At 29.0% G+C, this 18,928-nt stretch carries 12 protein-coding genes; 6 read left to right on the top strand and 6 right to left on the bottom strand.

The genetic code is table 4. The features are described 5' to 3' along the window. Positions 1–218: 218 nt before the first annotated feature. On the bottom strand, positions 219–2,063 hold the full coding sequence (locus CJJ23_RS04715; protein WP_095335193.1) for a P68 family surface lipoprotein: 1,845 nt from the start codon (positions 2,061–2,063) through the stop codon (positions 219–221). 218 nt (positions 2,064–2,281) lie between these two features. Between CJJ23_RS04715 and uvrB the strand changes: the two genes are divergently transcribed. The 5 genes from uvrB (at position 2,282) to rlmD (ending at position 11,089) form a co-directional block, all read left to right on the top strand. Beyond that, complete coding sequence (gene uvrB, locus CJJ23_RS04720; protein WP_095335194.1) at positions 2,282–4,258, top strand: excinuclease ABC subunit UvrB; 1,977 nt, start codon at positions 2,282–2,284, stop codon at positions 4,256–4,258. Beyond that, positions 4,248–5,150 (top strand): methionyl-tRNA formyltransferase, encoded by a 903-nt coding sequence (gene fmt, locus CJJ23_RS04725; RefSeq protein ID WP_095335195.1) that lies wholly within the window; start codon positions 4,248–4,250, stop codon positions 5,148–5,150. Before uvrB ends, fmt begins: the two co-directional genes overlap by 11 nt. A gap of 216 nt (positions 5,151–5,366) precedes the next feature. Continuing rightward, entirely contained in the window at positions 5,367–6,392 is a 1,026-nt protein-coding gene (gene gap, locus CJJ23_RS04730; RefSeq protein WP_084231968.1) for a type I glyceraldehyde-3-phosphate dehydrogenase, read from the top strand. A 174-nt stretch (positions 6,393–6,566) separates the two neighbouring features. Further along, on the top strand, positions 6,567–9,659 hold the full coding sequence (locus CJJ23_RS04735; protein ID WP_095335196.1) for a DUF31 family putative serine protease: 3,093 nt from the start codon (positions 6,567–6,569) through the stop codon (positions 9,657–9,659). Positions 9,660–9,772: 113 nt separating this feature from the next. Next, positions 9,773–11,089, top strand: a complete 1,317-nt coding sequence (gene rlmD, locus CJJ23_RS04740; protein WP_095335197.1) for a 23S rRNA (uracil(1939)-C(5))-methyltransferase RlmD — start codon at positions 9,773–9,775, stop codon at positions 11,087–11,089. A gap of 961 nt (positions 11,090–12,050) precedes the next feature. Here rlmD and CJJ23_RS04745 read toward each other — a convergent pair. Continuing rightward, the gene (locus CJJ23_RS04745; protein WP_095335198.1) at positions 12,051–12,425 is read right to left on the bottom strand and encodes a TMEM128 family protein; all 375 of its coding nucleotides are present in this window, start codon (positions 12,423–12,425) and stop codon (positions 12,051–12,053) included. 65 nt (positions 12,426–12,490) lie between these two features. Here CJJ23_RS04745 and serS point away from each other — a divergent pair, with 65 nt between their 5' ends. Next, a complete protein-coding gene (gene serS / locus CJJ23_RS04750) occupies positions 12,491–13,768 on the top strand; it encodes a serine--tRNA ligase (protein WP_095335199.1) in 1,278 nt (425 codons plus the stop codon). An 80-nt stretch (positions 13,769–13,848) separates the two neighbouring features. Here the strand turns inward: serS and CJJ23_RS04755 are convergent, their stop codons facing one another. From CJJ23_RS04755 to trmB, 4 genes are all read right to left on the bottom strand, one after another. Continuing rightward, positions 13,849–14,604 carry a hypothetical protein gene (locus tag CJJ23_RS04755; RefSeq protein ID WP_095335200.1) on the bottom strand — a complete coding sequence of 252 codons (756 nt, stop codon included), beginning with the start codon at positions 14,602–14,604 and terminating at the stop codon, positions 13,849–13,851. 334 nt (positions 14,605–14,938) lie between these two features. Further along, positions 14,939–15,742 (bottom strand): hypothetical protein, encoded by an 804-nt coding sequence (locus tag CJJ23_RS04760; protein ID WP_095335201.1) that lies wholly within the window; start codon positions 15,740–15,742, stop codon positions 14,939–14,941. A gap of 239 nt (positions 15,743–15,981) precedes the next feature. Further along, positions 15,982–17,916: a sodium:solute symporter family transporter gene (locus CJJ23_RS04765; RefSeq protein WP_095335202.1), complete on the bottom strand. Its 1,935-nt coding sequence runs from the start codon at positions 17,914–17,916 to the stop codon at positions 15,982–15,984. 276 nt (positions 17,917–18,192) lie between these two features. Next, entirely contained in the window at positions 18,193–18,807 is a 615-nt protein-coding gene (gene trmB, locus CJJ23_RS04770; protein ID WP_095335203.1) for a tRNA (guanosine(46)-N7)-methyltransferase TrmB, read from the bottom strand. Positions 18,808–18,928 lie beyond the last annotated feature (121 nt).

Genomic DNA, 18,928 nt, shown 5'->3' on the forward strand with positions numbered 1-18,928 from the left:
TTGCAATTTTGCAGTAAACATTAAAAATTTTTTCATGTGAAGTTCCTTTGTACTCCACTTTTGCTTTACTCCTTAATAAACATTTTAACATTTTCACAGTTGTATAATAACGATTAAAAAATGTAGCACAAAAAAAACCACACAAGTTGAAATCACTTTCAATTTGTGTGGAGTTAAATAAATATTTTTGAACTTAACTTTTTGATTAATCTAATTAACTATTTAACTAATTTAGAAATTTCTTCAAATGCTTTATCACCGGTAATTTTTGAACCACCTTCTTTTGTGGTTTCTAACATTAATCCTGCGATTTTATTAGCAATTTCTGAAGCTGTTTTATCTACTGCAAAATTTAATAAATGAACATCTGAAGATTCGATAAATTTCATTAATGATAATAATGAAATGTAAGCAGTTTTTGTATAGCTACGTCTTGTAATTAACTTATTAAGTTTAGTTTTTTCAGCATCAGTTTTATCTGTTTTATCATTTAAAGTTTTAATTTCAGTGTTTAAAGTATCTAAAGATGTTTTTAATTCAGTTACTTTAGCTTGAGTTAGATTTTCACTTGTAGGGATAATGTAACCTGATTCACGAATGATAAAGTCATTAACTGAGATGTCTTCTTTACCAGAACCATCTAGTTTATCGACTTTAACTTTACCTTTGTAAAGCCAATTTAAAAATTTAATAGTTGCTTTATCTTCGACATCATTTTTAGTAATAGCAATTAAACTTGAGCCACCTTCTAGATAGGTTTTAGCATTAAGTTGATTGGTTGAAAGCATTACTTGAGGATGGTGTTCAATATCTTCATAATGAGCTCAATTAGCTTTATCATCACTATTTTTTCCATCAAAAAATGCTATTGAAGTTGGACTTAAAATTGACTGTTCAATTCCTACAGCTGCAACATAAGTAAAGGCTGCATTATATTTTCTCATTTCTCAAGAAGCTCATTGGTTGTTGTTACTCATGTATTGAACTGAGAAAAATGACTTTTTATCACTATCAATAGTTTTTAATTCAGTTTGTAAATTATTTGCCATGTACTCATCTCAAACTGTTTTGAACTGAGTAGCAATATTTGTGTCGGTTTTGAAACTAAAATCAATAACTGAAGCACCTTTTTTCTTATCAGATTCTGCTGTTGCTTTTAGATCTCAAAGAAACTTACCATTTAAACGATTATTGATATCTTTAAATAAAGTATCTTGTTGATAATCAAGTGCAAAAATTCTTGCATCAGTCATATCTTTAGTGATTTTATCATCTTGAAACTTCACGTTTTCAAAAACTTTTTTAGCAAAATCTTGAGCAGATTTGATGCTTTTGAAAGTGTCAGCATTGACTGTATAATCTTTAAAAGCATCACTTGATTTAGCTTCAATAATGCTAAATAAAGAATTTGCAGGAATACCATCATGACCAGTAGTTGATGCTTTTTGAGCACTCTTATAAAGGTCAGTTGTTTCATCAACTGCACCACCTGCACCCTTAATAATTGTGAAAAGTTTCCACATAATATCAAGGTTAAATGCTAGTGAATCAACATCAGTAACATCGAATGGAATGTTATAAATTTTGTTAGCATCAATACTTTGACCTGGTAATTTATTGTGCCCATTCAAAATTTTAGTTGGGAAAATTCCTGGTTTAATTTCTGATTTAGATAAATCTAATAATTTTCCATATTGATTAATTAAGAAGGCAGTACCCTTATTTCCTAATAAAAGATTTGCAACATTACTATTAGTTTCAAATGCAGAGATAGTGTTAGCACCTAATTGTGATTCACTTGTTGCTTTTGATACTTTTGAATTCTGAAGCTCCACTTCTAAAAAGTCGGTTGTACCTTTTTGTTGTTCATTATAAAGAGGAACCAATTTATTCAAGGCAATGGTTAATGGATAAACTTCTGATTGAGCCGTTGCAAACACGATCTTATTAGCTGGCTTTGTAGGTTCTGGAGCAGGTGTTGTTGAACAAGCAATCACAGTTAAAGTAGTAGCTGCTGCTAGAGATGCACCTAAAGCAATCCCTAATTTTTTAATTTTTTTCATATATTTTCCTTTTCTGTTTTCTTTTTCTCTACTTTAACCCCTAAAGAGCGAAAAAAAACTAAAATGTAATTATTTTAAATATTATATGTAAAAATTTAATTTAATTTGAAATCTTTTCAAATTTAATACGATTTTTAACCATAGCTAATTTTTTAGGTGGTTTTAAAAAGTCATAATTAGAGATTAAAAAGCACTGGTTAGTTATATAATTTTATTTAATGTTTAAATTAGTTTCCAAATATCAACCTTCAGGTGATCAACCACAAGCCATTAAAGAATTAGTTGAAGGGCTTAATCAAGGTAAAAAAGATCAGGTTTTACTAGGTGTAACTGGTTCAGGAAAAACCTTTACAATTGCTAGTGTTATCGAACAAGTGCAACGACCTGTCATCGTTTTATCTCATAATAAAACGCTAGCTAGTCAATTATTTGTTGAGTTAAAAGAGTTTTTTCCAGATAACAGAGTCGAGTATTTTATTTCCTATTTTGACTACTATCGACCTGAAGCGTATCTGCCTTCAACAGATACTTATATTGATAAAACTTCTGCTAGAAACGAAGAAATTGAAGCGATGCGTATGAGCACTTTAAATAGTTTATTAACAGAGCGTAACACAATAGTTGTAGCTTCTGTTGCTTCAATTTATGGTACTCAAAATCCTGAAGAATATGAATTAGGATTTATGAAAATTGAAGTTGGTAAAACTATTAAAAGAAGAGAATTTTTTCTTGAGTTAGTTAAAAGACAATATGAAAGAAATCACGTTTCACTAAGTCCTGGAGAGTTTAATGTTAAAGGAGATGTGATTGAAATTTATCCTTCATGAACAACTGAAAATATTATTAGAATTGATCTTTTTGGTGATGAAATTGAAAAGATTTCTTTAATTGATCCTTTAAATAAAACAGTCGTTAAAACTTATAAAAACTATACCCTTTATCCTGCCAGTGCTTATGTAACTAACCATACAACGATGCAAAATGCAATCAAATTAATCAGAGAAGAATTTGAAAGTCGTAAAGAAGAATTTGCACAGCAAAATAAATTATTAGAACTGCAAAGATTAGAGCAACGCATTAAAACTGATATTGATAATTTAGTAGAATTTAGCATGACTCCTGGAATTGAAAATTATTCACGCCATTTAGATGGTCGTGCTGAAGGTGAAAAACCTTTTACCTTATTAGATTATTTTCCAGAAGATACTTTAATGATTATTGATGAATCACACATGATGATTCCTCAAATTCACGCCATGTATAAAGGTGATCGTTCTCGTAAAATGTCATTAGTAGATTATGGTTTTAGACTGCCTAGTGCACTTGATAATCGCCCCTTAAAATTTGAAGAATTTGAAAAATACGAATTTCAAAAAATTTATGTTTCAGCCACACCTGAAAAGTATGAACTATCAAGAGCAAATGATTATGCAACTAGATTAGTAATTAGACCAACAGGTCTATTAGATCCTGTGATTGAAGTGCGTAAAAGCGAAAATCAAATTGAAGATATTTATGATGAATTGCAAAAGCAAATTGCTAAGAATGAACGTAGTTTGATTTTGACAACTACCAAACGTTATAGTGAAGAATTAACTAGATATTTTCAATCTAAAAAACAAAAAGTGGCTTACATTCATAGCGAGCACACTACTTTTGAACGAGATGAAATCTTACGTAAATTACGTAAAGGAATTTACGATTTTGTAATCGGAATTAACTTACTTAGAGAAGGTATTGACTTACCAGAAGTTTCTTTAATCATCATTTTAGATGCTGATAAAGAAAGTTTTATGCGAAATACTAGAAGTTTGATTCAGATAGTAGGTCGGGCAGCCCGCAATCAAAATGGGCGAGTGATCATGTATGCTGATTCAATTAGCAAAAGCATGAAAGCAACAATTGATGATAACGAAGCAAAAAGAGCAATTCAAATTGCTTATAATCAAGAACATAACATCATTCCTAAGACAGTTATTAAACCGATTCCTGAACCTATTCAAGGACACGGTATTGAAAATGCTGTTAGTTACTATTTAAGTAGTGAGAAAAAGCAAAAAGAAAAAGTGCTTGCTAAAGATGAAGTTATTAAACAACTTGAAAAACAAATGAAAGATGCTGCTAAAGAAATGAACTACGAAAGAGCTGCTGAATTAAGAGATTTAATCTTAGAATTAAAAGCAGATGATAGGTAAGAAAGTGGATAAATTAAAAATAGTTTTAGCTGGTACAGGAGATTTTGCTTATCCTTCTTTTAAAAAAGTAATTGAAAATTTTGAAGTTATTGCAATCATCACTCAACCTGACAAACCTGCAGGTCGTGGTTTAAATTTAAAACATAATAAGGTTAAAGAATTAGCTAGTTTTTATAATATTCAACTATTTAATCCTGAAAAAATAGGAACTATTTATGAAGAGTTAAAAAAACTAGATTTTGATATTTTTTTAACAGCAAGCTATGGTCAATATATCCCAATGAAGATTTTAGAATTAGCAAAATTAGCATCTTTAAATATTCACGGATCACTTTTACCTAAGTATCGTGGAGCAGCACCGATTCAATATAGCTTATTAAATGGAGATGTTTTTAGTGGGCTAAGTTTAATATATATGTCTAAGGAAATGGATGCAGGCAATATTTTAAAGGTAACAAAATATCAGATAAAAGAAACAGATGTAGCAGATGATTTATTTAAGGAATTAGCTGTTTTAGCTTCTGAAAATATTGTGCAATGATTAGTTGATTTTAAAACTGGAAATTTTTCAGAAATTATTCAAAATATTGATGAAGTTATACTTTCACCTAAGTTGCAAAAAAGTGATGCTGAACTTGATTTAGAAAATTTTTCTAATGAACAATTAATCAATAAAATTAGAGCTTTTGCAACTAATCCAGGTGCTTTTTTAATGTTTAATCATAAAAGAGTTAAGGTCAATTTTGCACTTGAAAATCCCGAAATTTTGAATGAAAAAATAAGGCGACATCCATCACTTATTAAAGTAAAAACAAGAGATTCATTTATCTATTTAACTGATTATCAATTTGAAGGAAAAAAACGAATTAAAATTTATCCTACAAATAATTAGAAAAATAAATAATTTACTAAAAAGTTAGTTTTTAAGCACTTTTTAATCAAAAAAGCAACTTTTTTAATTTTTTAATACAGATTTAAAAGTATAAAATAGAAAAAATTAAGCATTGAAATTATTTTAAAAATATTGCAAAAACTCTTCAAATTTTATTGTGCTTTTCTAAAAAATAGTCTTATAATTAAAACAGAAAATATATAAGGAGGCAATATTATGATCAAAATTGCTATTAACGGATTTGGGCGCATCGGGAGAACAACATTACGTCGTTTAATTGATGCTTACCCAGGAAAACTGCAACTAGTTGCAGTTAATGATTTAACAGATAAAGCAAACATTGTCTATTTATTAAAATACGACACTGTTTATAAAACATTTAACGGATTCTTAAAAGAAACAGAAAAAGGTTTCTTAGTAGGAAGAACTGAAAAAGATGCTCAAGAAGTAATCGTAACAGCTGAAAGAGACCCACGTAACTTAAAATGAGGTGAACTAGGTGTTGACATTGTTATTGAGGCAACAGGGTTCTTTGCTAACAAAGCAGGAGCACAACTACACTTAGATGCAGGTGCTAAAAAAGTTATTATTTCAGCCCCAGGTGGAAACGATGTTAAAACTATCGTTTACAACGTAAACCACACTGACTTAACTAAAGATGACAAAATCATCTCAGCTGCTTCATGTACAACAAATTCAATTGCACCACTAGTTGCATTTATGGATAAAGAATTTGGTATTGAAGTTGGTAAATTAACAACAGTTCATGCTTACACAGGGAATCAAGCTATTGTTGATGCACCTGCTAAAAAAGACATTCGTCGTGGACGTGCAGGAGCACAAAACATTATTCCTTCATCAACAGGTGCTGCAAAAGCAATCGGATTAGTTGTTAAAAACGTATCAGGATTCCTAGATGGTGCTGCTCTACGTGTTCCAGTTGTTGCTGGATCAGTTTCAGACTTAACATTAGTATTAAAAACTAAAGGATTAACAGCTGAAAAAATTAATGAAACAATGAAAAAATACTCAAATGAATCATTTGGATACAACGAAGACCAAATCGTTTCATCAGATATTTTAGGAAGTACATATGGTGCTATTCTAGATGCTACTTTAACAAAAGTTAATCATGGTAGAGATGGTCACGAACTTGTAACTGTTGCTGCATGATATGACAACGAAATGTCATTCGTTTCACAATTAGTTCGTCTAATTATCCACGTTGCTGAATTATCATAATCGGTTAATAAACTAAACAATTTAAGATGCTCTTTTAGGGCATCTTTTTTTGTTGAATCTAAAATAGCATTAAAGACTTAATAATTGTAAAAATATTTATTTTTTAACCAAAAACCACCAAATAAATTTGAAAGACTATAATTAATAAAAACAGTTTTTTAAGAAGGTATAAATATGGCAAAAATAAATAAAAAAAGATTCTTAATTAATTCACTTCTTGCAGTTGCAATTTCATCTGCACCTGTAATTTTAATTGCTTGCTCACAAGTAAGTGATCCAGTTGATTTACCACCTAAAAATGTTCAAGATCCAGTTAAAGTAGATGCACCAAAAGCACCTGATGATAGTAAGCCTTTTAAAAAAGATGATCAACCTAAAGATAATAATAAAGGTGAACCTGATAAACAGGTTGATATTTCTAAAATTGATAAGAAAGATGATCAAACAAACGCAGGTGACGGAACCAAAAATATTAAAAAAGATAAACCTGGAGATTCGCCTTCTAAAACAGAAGGTTCTAGTTCTACTACCACTAAAACAGAAGAACCTAAAAAAGATAATAATTCAAAACAGGAACCCAAATCTGGTTCTACATCAGAACCAAAAACTAATCCAAATAAACCAAAAGATGAACCTGTTACTCAAATACCAAAAGCACCTGAAAACCCCCAAAAACCATTGTTTCCAGAACAAAATAGCATAACTTTCACTATTAAAAATAAAGTACTTCCTTCAGAAATTAATAACTCAAATTTTGATGCTAATTTAACAAATTCAATTGATACTAGCGAATTCACAATGTCAAATTTAAGAATCATAAATTTTGATGATTCTAAAGGCGAAATTGAGTTTGCATTTAAATTGCAAGATAAAAAAACAAAAGAATTTTCTACAACTGAATACAACTTTAAAGTTAGTGGTTTTAAAACCATTTTAGAAGATTTAGATTCTAGAGAAGTTGTTTTTTCTCCTAAAAATTCATCATTAAAACCTAGTCAAGTTACAGTAGAAAATTTCAATGAAAACATAAATATTTTAGGTTTAAAAAGTGGTGATACTTTTGTTCTAGATAAATCATTTAATTTTGAAAAAGATGATCAAAAAGGTACCTTAAAATTTAAGCATAAATTACAAAAAGATAATATTTCTTCATCATTAAAAGAAGTAATAATTTCACTAAGTGCACTAACACAATTTAATCCTGATATTTCATTCACACAAGAAAGTAAAAAAACATTAGTTGAAGCTAAAAAATATGCTTCTGAAGTTACAATTGCTGACTTACAAAAATATTTAAAATGAAGCGATGTAAGTAGCATTAATAATGATAGCAAAGCAAGTGAATTAATTTTTTCAGATCTTAGTCCTGATAACGCTAAACACCAACTTAGTTTTAGATATTTAGTTAAAAATAAATATGGCCAAAGTACAACAATTAAAAAAGTTGTTTATGTAAAGAATTTTAAAGATGTTGATGAGTTTTTAAGTTCTAAAAGTAGTGTTGTAACAGTTAGTTTAACCGACTTAGCAAAAACCAAAACACAAACAGAAATAACTAGTGATCTTAGAAACTATAATAAATATTTTAAATTTTCTTTCAAATCAAAAGATATTAACTTAATTGCAAATCCTTTCGCAATCAGTAAATCATCTGATGGCAAATATATGCTTGGCTATAACTTATATTTACAATCTGACAGAAATATTCGAAAAAGATTGTTTTTAAAATTTGAAGGTCTTAAAGAAGAAGCAACGAATCAAGACACTAACAATACTCATAAACTCGCTCCAACAATTGCAAGTATCAAAAAGTTCGATAGTGATAACATGTATAACTTTTTCAAAATTGCTCAAAGCGATGAAGCACAGCAAAATTTAACTGCTTCTATCGATATTTCTAGAACAGGTGAAGAAAGAACACAATTTGAATTTGTAAAAGATCGCACAATCGCTTTACATGTTAATTATCAAGACAAAGATGTATGGCATTCTTTAGGTGGTACAGGATGATTAATCGGTAAAGCATCTAACTCAACTGATTGAACCGATCCTGACTTCTATTCATATTACGTTGCAACAAATTTACATGTATATACAGCCTTTTTAGAAAGAAAATTAGAGCATCCTGAGAGTACTTATAGTTGGTCAACTTTTAAACAATATGGCAATAAAGATGAGTTTATGAGAAGACTAAATAGTAAAGGAAATTGAGATGATACTCAAACTGCGCTAACAGGTGCTGACTATAATTATTCTTCTGAAGTTGATTTTATTTATGCAGCCCAAGGCTTACAAGCTAAAGTAAATAGTCATAGTAAAAATGGTGAAACACTAACGACAATTAAAACATTTGATGAATATGAAAAAACAAAAGAAGTAGAGCAGAAGTTAGGTGTAGATTTTGCTGTAATGAAAATCAATCTTTTATCAGCGAAACAAAAAGAACTACTTTCAAAAGTTACTGACAAAACAGATTCAAGAAAATGAATCAAACAACTTAAAGATCAAGCATTAACTGCAAGTAGTGGAGATACTGAAAAATATAGATTGTGAAATGTTAGATTTATTGAAACTCTTACATCAAATACGCCAACTAGTTTTAAGGATTTAAGTTTTGCAGTGACAACATTTAATCCCGATGAAAACGGTTATGATAAAACTAGTGAAGACTTAAAATTAACTGGATTAATTGGTACTTTCCCTGCAACTGTTGTACCTAATATAGGAAACACAAATACTGAAAAATATCAACTATATAGTGGAGAACATAACGAGAAAATCGGTAGTGGATTTATTCTAGCTAAAATTAATAAAATAGATTTTATGGTTCAGTTCAATGGATTAAAAAATGTTGATAGTAAAGACCCACTTGAAGTTGTTGGTTCACTTGATGTTTACGAAAAAAATGGTGCAGACACTAAAGAAAAATCTGCTAAACATAGCCATATATCAGTTTCAAAATCTGTAAGATTTTTAAACGTAGGTGGTGGTTCATCTGGAAGTGTTTTATTTTCAAAAAATGACAATTCAGTTTTAGGAATTTATCGTGGTGTTTCGCTTCAAACAAAAGATAGAAGCAAATGACCTCCTAATTCAAAAATATTTGGACAAATTGTACAACTTAGAGTTAAAGGTTATTACGATGTAATTGGTGGTAAAACACCACTTGAAAATACACCTGCAAATCATACTCTATATGATGCAATCAAAAAATTAAATAGTGAAAAAGGTGGAGATAAAAAATATCGAATACCTGATTTCAAATAAATTTAAATTCGATGTTATCAACTCAAAAATTGAGTTGATATTTTTAATTTTTGAATAATTAAATTTATTCAAAAAATACAGACATGTATATAGTTTTACTATATATTTAAACTATGGAATTAAATTTAAATCAAGAGTTAATTGTGACTTGTTCAGAATTATCTTATGAAGGTTATGGATTAGCAATTTATAATGATCAAAGAATATTTGTAGCAGGTTTATTAGTTAATGAACAAGCAAAAATTAAGATAGTTAAAAAAGTAAAAAATGTAGTTTTTGCTAAAATAATTAATCTAATAAAAAAATCAGAATTAAGATCTGATTTTGAATTCACAAGTAACGCTGATTTAATTCATCTTAAACATGATGAGCAAATTAAATTTAAATTAGAATATTTTAAAAATTTATTTACTCGTAATGTATCTAGTAATTTTGAAATTGAAGATATTAATTTTGTAACTTCAAAAAACATTTTTAACTACAGAAATAAGGCTAGTGTATTTGTAAAAATTCAAGATGAAATTTTACATTATGGTTACATGGCTGACCAAAGTAATCAATTTATTTTTCAAGAAATTGATGCGATGTTTTTGTATGCTGATTCAATTAAAAGTTTTTTAAAAGATTTCAAATTTAATTTTCATAAATTTGAGAATAAAAAAATATTTGAAAATTTGAATCAATTAATTATTAGAACAAATCGGGAAGATCAATTGCATGTCGTTTTACTTTTTAATAAGTCTTTTGATCATAATTCAAAAGAATTAAAAACATTTTTTGAATCCATAAATAAAAATATTACTGGTGCTTTTTATGTAATTAAAAAGAGTACAAAAAGTTTTAAATTAGAACATCATAAAATTTTTGGAAACGAAAATTTACTAGTTGAATTTGCCAATTTAAAATTCAATATAAATGTTGCAAGTTTTATGCAAGTTAATTTTGAAATTGCAAATCAAATTTATGCTCATGTGAATCAATTAGTTTCATTAGAAAATTACTCTAAGATTCTTGATTTATATTCAGGAGCAGGAACAATTGCATTAAATCTTGCTAATAAAAATAACCAAGTAACTGGTGTTGAAATAATTGCTGAAGCAGTTGAAAATGCTGAAGCAAACGCAAAACTAAACAATATTAAAAATGCAGATTTTATTAAAACTAGTTCAAGTTCAAAATCAATTTTAGAAATTTTAAATGATCATGATTTATTAGTTGTTGATCCACCTAGAAATGGGCTTGATAATGAATTAGTTGAAACAATTTCTTTTTCAAAAATCAAAAGCATGATTTATGTAAGTTGTAACCCCAGAACCTTGATTAGAGATCTAAAGGTGTTAACTAATAAGTTCGAAATTAAGTCTGTAACACTTTTTGATATGTTTCCAAACACTCATCACTTTGAAATTGTTGTGCATCTAGCAAGTTAAATTAGTTTTAGAGTTAGCCATATTAGTCGTTTTTGAATAAAAAATAGGTATATCTAACTAAAGTAGAGTTGTTTTCACACCCTGATATTAATAACTTAACCACAATTTGGCTAATAAGTAGTAAAAATAATATTTATTAAGAAAGTTTTTTTCATTTCTAAAAAAAATATATAAAATGTAATTGGGGAGTTTTTCCTTAGCTCCCCTAAATATCAGGATGAGTTTTCTATTATCATCCAATCTATTCTATCTATACTTATTATATTTTTATATTTTATTGAAATTCAATATTCGTCAAAAGTCTATTATATCGGTATCAAATAATCAATCTATTTATAATTAATTTCTTGATTGTATTTTTGTTATATATTTTATTTATTTTTATTCTTTATTGTTCTATGGGCTTTCTTAATGTATTTGTTTTTAAGAAAGTACTATGTAATTCGTAATCTGTGTGTAGGATTTTGTTATTTTAACCTACACCAACCAATCTATCTATTATCTATCTATGCTTATTCAAAGAGTCTTTTGTTTAAAAATTCTCGATTTATAAATATTCTATAAAATTTAGACATGTTTTATTAGATGAAATTCATTTTTATGTGTGTTTCTATGTTATTGTAATCTATTTGTTTTGTTCATAATTGGAACTTCTTATTAGGTTTAAAAGTTTTTTTGGTTTTCATTCATTTTATTTCTCCTTTCTGGGTAATTTTGTTGTAATGGCATAACCTCCTTTCTATTTATATTAATTAATGTGTTATTTTTAACTTATGTCAAGTTCAGAACAACTTTTTGTTATTTTTTGTAGTTAGTTCTTTGAACTCCTTAATATCTTGGTTTTTTTATTTCCAAAGAGTTAAAATTGTCTCTGTTAAAATAATAATTCAAACAATAATTTAAAAAAAGTCCACGACATTGCATTTATTTGCAAAATAGTGGGCTTTTTTATTTATGATTTTTAAAGTGTCGAGATAGTTGAACCTACGCAGAAGACAACCCCAACCATAATGGAAGCAATTGAAACAAAGATAGGTCAAAAAGTTCTAAGTCTCATATTTCAACTGACATACATGCCGGTTTGCTCATAAGTTTTGGCTTTCGCTTTTTTAACTTTCTTATAATAATCATCCATTTGTTCTTGTTTATAAATACGTAACTGGGGTACTGTTTTTAATAAGACGAGTAAAATTAAGATTCCAAAGACAATTAAGATTATGCCTGCTGTTAATGCTAATCAGCGTGGCACATTAATTGATTGTAAGCTAGTTTGGTAAAATGGATTAGTACTTAGCAAGTGAATTGCGTTTTGAAATTCAATAATTAGATTTTTCATATCATTTATTGTATTTTATTTTATATAATTTAAAACTAATTAGTTACATAAATAAAAGAGGTATCATGTTAGATCTAAAACAACTTATTAATAACCCTGATCATTATTTAAAAAAATTAAAAGAGAAAAATTTCGATGTTAATATTTTAAATGAATTACTAAGTATTGTAACCCTTCGTGGACAAAAAATGAACCGTGCTGAATCATTAAAAGCCGACCTTAATAAGTATTCTAAAATAATTGTTAATATCAAAGATAAAGATGAAAAAGCAAAAACTTTAGATAACTTAAAAAAATTAAAAGATGAGCAAAAAAAACTACAAGATGAAGCTGATGTTTTAAATAAAAGTGTGCATGAATTACTTGCACAAATTCCAAATGTTACAATTGATTTAGTACCTGTAGGTAAAGACGAAACTTTTAATAAAGTTATTTTTGAAAAAAATAATTTATGAAAAGGAACTTTTAAATCAGAAATTTCACATTATGAAATTGCTGAAAAACTAGATCTAATTGATTTTAATCGTGGTGTTAAACTTAGTGGTTCAAGATTTATTTTTTATAAAAATGATGGCGCAAAATTAATTAGAGCATTGCAAAACTATATGCTAGATTTTCATGAAAAAAATGGTTTTCAAGAATTTGTAACACCTGTAATTGTCAAACCACAAATGCTTTTTGGTACAGGACAATTACCTAAGTTTGAAGAAGATTTATTTAAACTAAATACCAATGATTTTTTAATCCCTACTTCTGAAGTTTCACTAACTAACTACTATAATGACGAAATTATTAATCTTGATAAAGTGATTCGTTTAACTTCATACGGCGACTGTTTCCGTAGTGAAATTGGTTCAGGGGGTAAAGATAACCATGGCATTATTAGAATGCATCAATTCCGTAAAGTTGAAATGGTTAAATTTGCCAAGGAAGAAGATGCTGAAAAAGAATTTAACCTAATGGCAGAAAATGCTGAAAGCATGCTAGAAGAATTGCAAATACCTCATCAAAAGTTATTATTAGCAAGTGGTGATACAGGTTTTTCAAGTCAAATAACTTATGATTATGAAATCTGATTACCTAGTGAAAATCGTTATCGTGAAACAAGTTCTGTTTCATGAATGGGCGAATTTCAAGCACGTCGTGCTCAAATTAGATATCGTGATCAAGAAGGTAATGTTAAATATGCTCATACAATGAATGGTAGTGGTTTAGCATTAGATCGTGTTGTTGCTAGCATTTTAGAAAATGGTTATGATGAAGCGAATAACTGAGTTGAAGTACCTGAAGTATTAGTTAAATATTTAGGCAAAAAATATTTAACTAAAAAAGAATTGAATTAAAAATAGAGCAAACTTAATTGCTCTATTTTTTTACGAAGAAAAATGTACTAAAATTAATTAGCACATTTTTTAAAGTAAGATTAAGCTTTAGTTGTAACAACAACTTCTTTATTTGTTGTTAATTCACCTTGTTTAAAGGTAAGTGTTAGCTTAGTTTTCTTAACATCTGATTCATCAGCAGTTGCAATAGTTGTTAATGTAGTTTCAGGTTCTAATTCAAGAACTTTAGCATTAATTGGTGTTTTACTGTCTAGTAAAGCAGAAAGTCCTGCAAATTTATCTGCTGCAGTTATTTCTCCAACTTTTTTCTTTAAATCATCACGGTTAGCTACTGTAGATGCAGCTGTGTAACCTGCTGTAGGTAGAGTAACTGAATTTAAGAATCCTTGTGGTGTTGTGTATAAAGTAATTGCTTTTGAAGCTTTACTTACATAACTAGATTCACCTGATTTACCTTTAGATAATGTTAGAACAACTGAAACTGATGTTGTACTTCCTGATGGAACTGTTGTAGTAACTTTTTCAACAACTACATCACCAACAAGGTCTGTAAGTTCTTTACCGTATTTTGTTGATAATAAAGCGTTAAGAGGTTTTAGTAAACTCCCACCATCTGCTTTAAGGTCATCTAGGGCTTTTTTTAATGCTGCTGTGTCAGTGTAAGTTGCTGCTAGGTTATACTTAGTTCTTAAACCAGTATTAACTTTTGTTACAGCTTCTTCATTAGCTTTTTTAGGATCTGTGTTATCTGAACAAGCGATTGCAGTTGAAACGACAGCTACAGATGCAACAGCTAGTCCTGTAAGCAAGAATGCTTTTTTGTTAAGCTTTTTCATAAAAAACTCCTTTTATAATTTTTATTTTGTTGTTTTACTCAACATATTTTTGTTAAATAAAACAACAATAGTATAAACCAAAACGTTTTTCTTTTTGAAATTTTTATTTTTTATCAAAAATTTAAAAATACGTTTTTTAACTGGTTTATAACCAAATATATTAACAACTTCAAACTTATAAAAACCAAAGTTAAAATTTCATAAACAAATAACAAAAGTTAATAACTAAGAAACTAGCCAATTAATCACAAAATAGAGCAACTTTTAGATGTTGTTGTTTTTGGACAAATAAAAATGGACTAACCTTAATTAGCCCATTTTTACAATTAACTTTTTAAGCTTTTGTTGTAACCACAACGTCTTTAGTTGTTGTTAATGAACCTTGTTTAAAGGTCAGCGTTAGTTTAGTTTTAGTTGTTGCTGATGAATCATCTGCAACAACAATTGTTGTTAAAGTTGTTTTAGGAGCTAAGTCTAATGCTTTAGCACTAAAAGGTGTATCTTTATCAAGTAAAGCACCTAATCCTTCAAATTTATCATCACCTGCAAGTGCTTTGGCTTTTGTTTGAAAATCAGCACGGCTAGTAATTGTTGAAGCTGCTTTATAACCATCTTTAGGGAAGGTTAGTGAATCCAAGAACTTTTGTGGAGTTATATACATTTGGATTGCTTTAGATTTAACATCTGCTAGTGTTGAATCATCTTTTTTACCTTTTTCTAGGTTTAAAACAACATCAACACGGTTTGCTGCATTAGTTTTCTCTGCTTCAGTAACACCATCACCTGTAGGAGCTTTTGGGATTTCTACTTCAAGTTTTGTAATAACTGCTTGACCAACTAGTTTCTCCAAATCTGTTTTGTATTCAGAATCAATGAAGGCAACTAGTTTTGCTAGTTTATTAGTAGCACTATCACTATTAATTGCTTCAACAGCAGTTTTAAGTGCTGCTTGATCAGTATAACTATTAACAAGGTTGTACTTGTTATACATTTGTTTACTGATTAATTCCAGATAGGTTTTATTAGCTTTTTGAACTTTTTCATTTTCATTAGTACATGCTACTGCGGCCGAAACTGCAGCAACTGAAACAACGGCTATTCCTAAAATTAGGAAGCTTTTCTTGTTTATTTTTTTCATAAAATTTCCTTTGTAAATTTTAATTAAAAAGTTTTTAATTAAATTTTGATTGTTTTGAAATTTATTAGAGATGATGTATTTTTTCGATATCTTCCTCTCTAAATTAAAATACGAACCCAGATAGCAGAGTTCGCATTTTAATTATTTGTGATTATTACACTTAATATTTGCAATTGCGAATCCACTGACTAAAAGAATGGATTTTAATAATTAAATTAATAAGTTTTTTAGACCTAAAATTAGATTACTAATGATTTATTCATTTCGTCTAATTGAAGTAGTTTTGCTTTAACCTCATTTTCAAGATTAACTGTTTCTGCATCTTTTTTACGCATTAATTTTCCTCAGAACAGTTTTCTTTCTAATTTGTTAATACCTGCTTCAAATTTAACTGCTTCTTTAAATGCAGCTGTTCTTGTAAATCATGTTTGGTTTTCAAGAGAAGCAAGCACTGGTTTCAATTTTGGAAATAGTGCATTTGTAATCATCGATAGCCCATAACCAATTGAAACTGTTGCTGCAAAACTAACAATTGTTAATCATTGTCCGCTGAATGAAATTTTGTTTGCTGCTGGTGTAAATGCTGCTGATAATGCTCAAACTGGTAAGGTTCCGAAGAACACAACAAGCATCGCAGTAAAGACACTTCATTTGTTGCTTCTAGTTGTATATAGAGCAAGTACGAATGCACCAAAGATTGGAGCGTTAAATAGACCAATGATACCTGTAATATAGTTAACGAAGTCACCTTCTCCTGAAAAGACGATTAGCGATCCAAAGGCGAAGGCTCAAACCCCGAAGACGAGAATCAAGATTTTTGAGATCAATGTTTTAGTTTGATCTTTTATTCCCGGTCGTCATCTATTAACAAAGTCGACCATAATTGTTTGTACCATTGCGGATAATCCCGATGAAACAGTTGATTGCGATGCCGCAAAAATAGCAGCAAAGATAATACCTACAACACCAATAGGTAATTCACTAGCGATGAATCAAGGTAGAATAGCTGTTTGGTTACCATGTTTTAGTGCAACATTAACTTGGTTAGCAGCACCACTATTTAATTCACCGACCCTTGTTAAGACGGCCTGCATATTGGCATCTGTTTTATATGCTTCTGCTGAAGTTAATCCTAAAGAATTAGCTGCTGTGTCGATTAATCCTGGTGTTACGTTTGAACCATTTTCTGCATAAGCACTAGTAATTGCGTGGAATTTAGCAGCGTTATCAACACCATTCATTGCTAAATTATATCCTTGCGCAGTATAAAATGATCAAACCGCTGAACCGGCTCCAAAGAATAGTAAGACGGTGACTACTCCCAGACCTGCAGTAATTCATAGTGTTCTTTTAACTGTAGATACTGATCTTGTTGCTTTATATCTTTGTACAACATCTTGTGAACCCATGAAGGTGTACATACTATTAATAATGTTGTAAACAAAGATGAATACAAATCCTGCTTGTGCAACTGATACTTCAAAACTTTTTTTAGTAAATATTTCTTGAAGTGGTAATGAAGTACCTTGTGCGTGCGCAAGTCCTTGCCCTTTATCCATAGCAAAAGCTAATACTAGTATCATTCCACCTAGTAGCACAATCCCTTGCAATGAGTCATTGTATAGAACTGATTTGAATCCACCAAAAATTGATGTTACAACAACGACTAAAGTAATAATAAATAGAAGTGCGTATGGACTAATATCAATGAAAATTGATAAAGCTAGTGTTGGAATATATAAAACAACAGCAACTCTAAAGATTTGGAATAAAATAAATAGAATTGAAGTTAGGGCTCTAGTTGAGTAACCAAAACGTGTTTCTAAATATGAATAAGCTGTTGTTGATTTAAAACGACGATAAAATGGAATAACTAACATTGTAACTAAAGGAGTTACACCAATTAAGGCAATGTTAGCTGCAGTTCACATTCAACCGTTTGCGATTGTGTTTCCCACCGTAGAAACGAAGAAGATCGATGACAGAATTGTTGATCACATTGATAGTCCAACGAAGATAGGGTTTACTTTACCACCACCATCGAAAAATGTCTTGCTATCTTTTGTCAATTTTCGCTTACGTTGGTATCACCATGTAACGAAAGAAATTGCCAAGACTACGACAAAGTACAATATCATCAACACTCAGTCAACTGCGTGTAATTGTTTTTGCATATTTTTTCTCTTTCTTAATTAATAAGTTAAATTTATAATTTTTTAATTTCCTTTCTTAATGTAATAATTATTATACGATTACAAAAGTTTTAAAAATTAGAGCCTATTTTTGAAAAAAATTTTTGATAATTCGCCCGTTTTTCTTTCATTATTTGAAATAATTTCAATTTTTGGTAACTTTGGCATGTTTATCTAAAGATATTTTAAAAATCTGTGAAATAAAAAAGTCGCTTTTTTCAGAAAAAAACAACTTTAAAGTGTATTTAATTTTTGTGATTATTTTTTGTAGCGAAATGCAAGGTAATTAATTTTTTTGCCAACTTGTGAAAATTTTTGCTCGTAGTCGGTCATTTCATTGTCGACTGCAAATGGTGAATTATGAAAATCATCGCTTATTTCAACAATTTCACAGCCAAATTCGTCTATTGATTGCTTTGAATAAGCAAAAAAATCGTCATTATCAGTTTTAAGTTTGATTAAACCATCAGTTTTGATCATGTTTTTATATAAACTTAAAAATTTTTTATTTGTCAATCTAAATTTTTCGTGTCTCGCTTTTGGTCAAGGATCTGAAAAAGTTAATCAAATTAAATCAGCTTTTCCTTGAATATTTAAAAGTGCATCTTTGACATCATCAATTATAAAGTTAATATTTGATAATTGAAGACTTTCTGCTTTTTTAACAGCATGAGCAACGATAGTTGCGAACTTTTCAATCCCATAATAATTATTATGGGGATTTTTAAAAGCTAAAGCTGAAAGCATTTTACCTTTACCCATACCAATTTCTAAAACAGCATTTTCCTTTAAAACTAATGGAAAATTTTTAATTGTATATCTACTTTCATATGCTTTAGTAGTTTTTTCTTTATCAAATCTAAGTCGACCCATAGTTTAAAATGATAAAAGAAAAATAACTCAATCTTGAGTTATTTCCTAGAGTGTTCTAATAACTGCAACTCTTACATTTTTATTTTAATGGACTTTCATTCGAAAGTTCATTTTTATTATT

Origin of the sequence: Mycoplasmopsis agassizii (assembly GCF_002276225.1) — a bacterium.
GTDB lineage: Bacteria > Bacillota_I > Bacilli_A > Mycoplasmatales > Metamycoplasmataceae > Mycoplasmopsis_B > Mycoplasmopsis_B agassizii_A.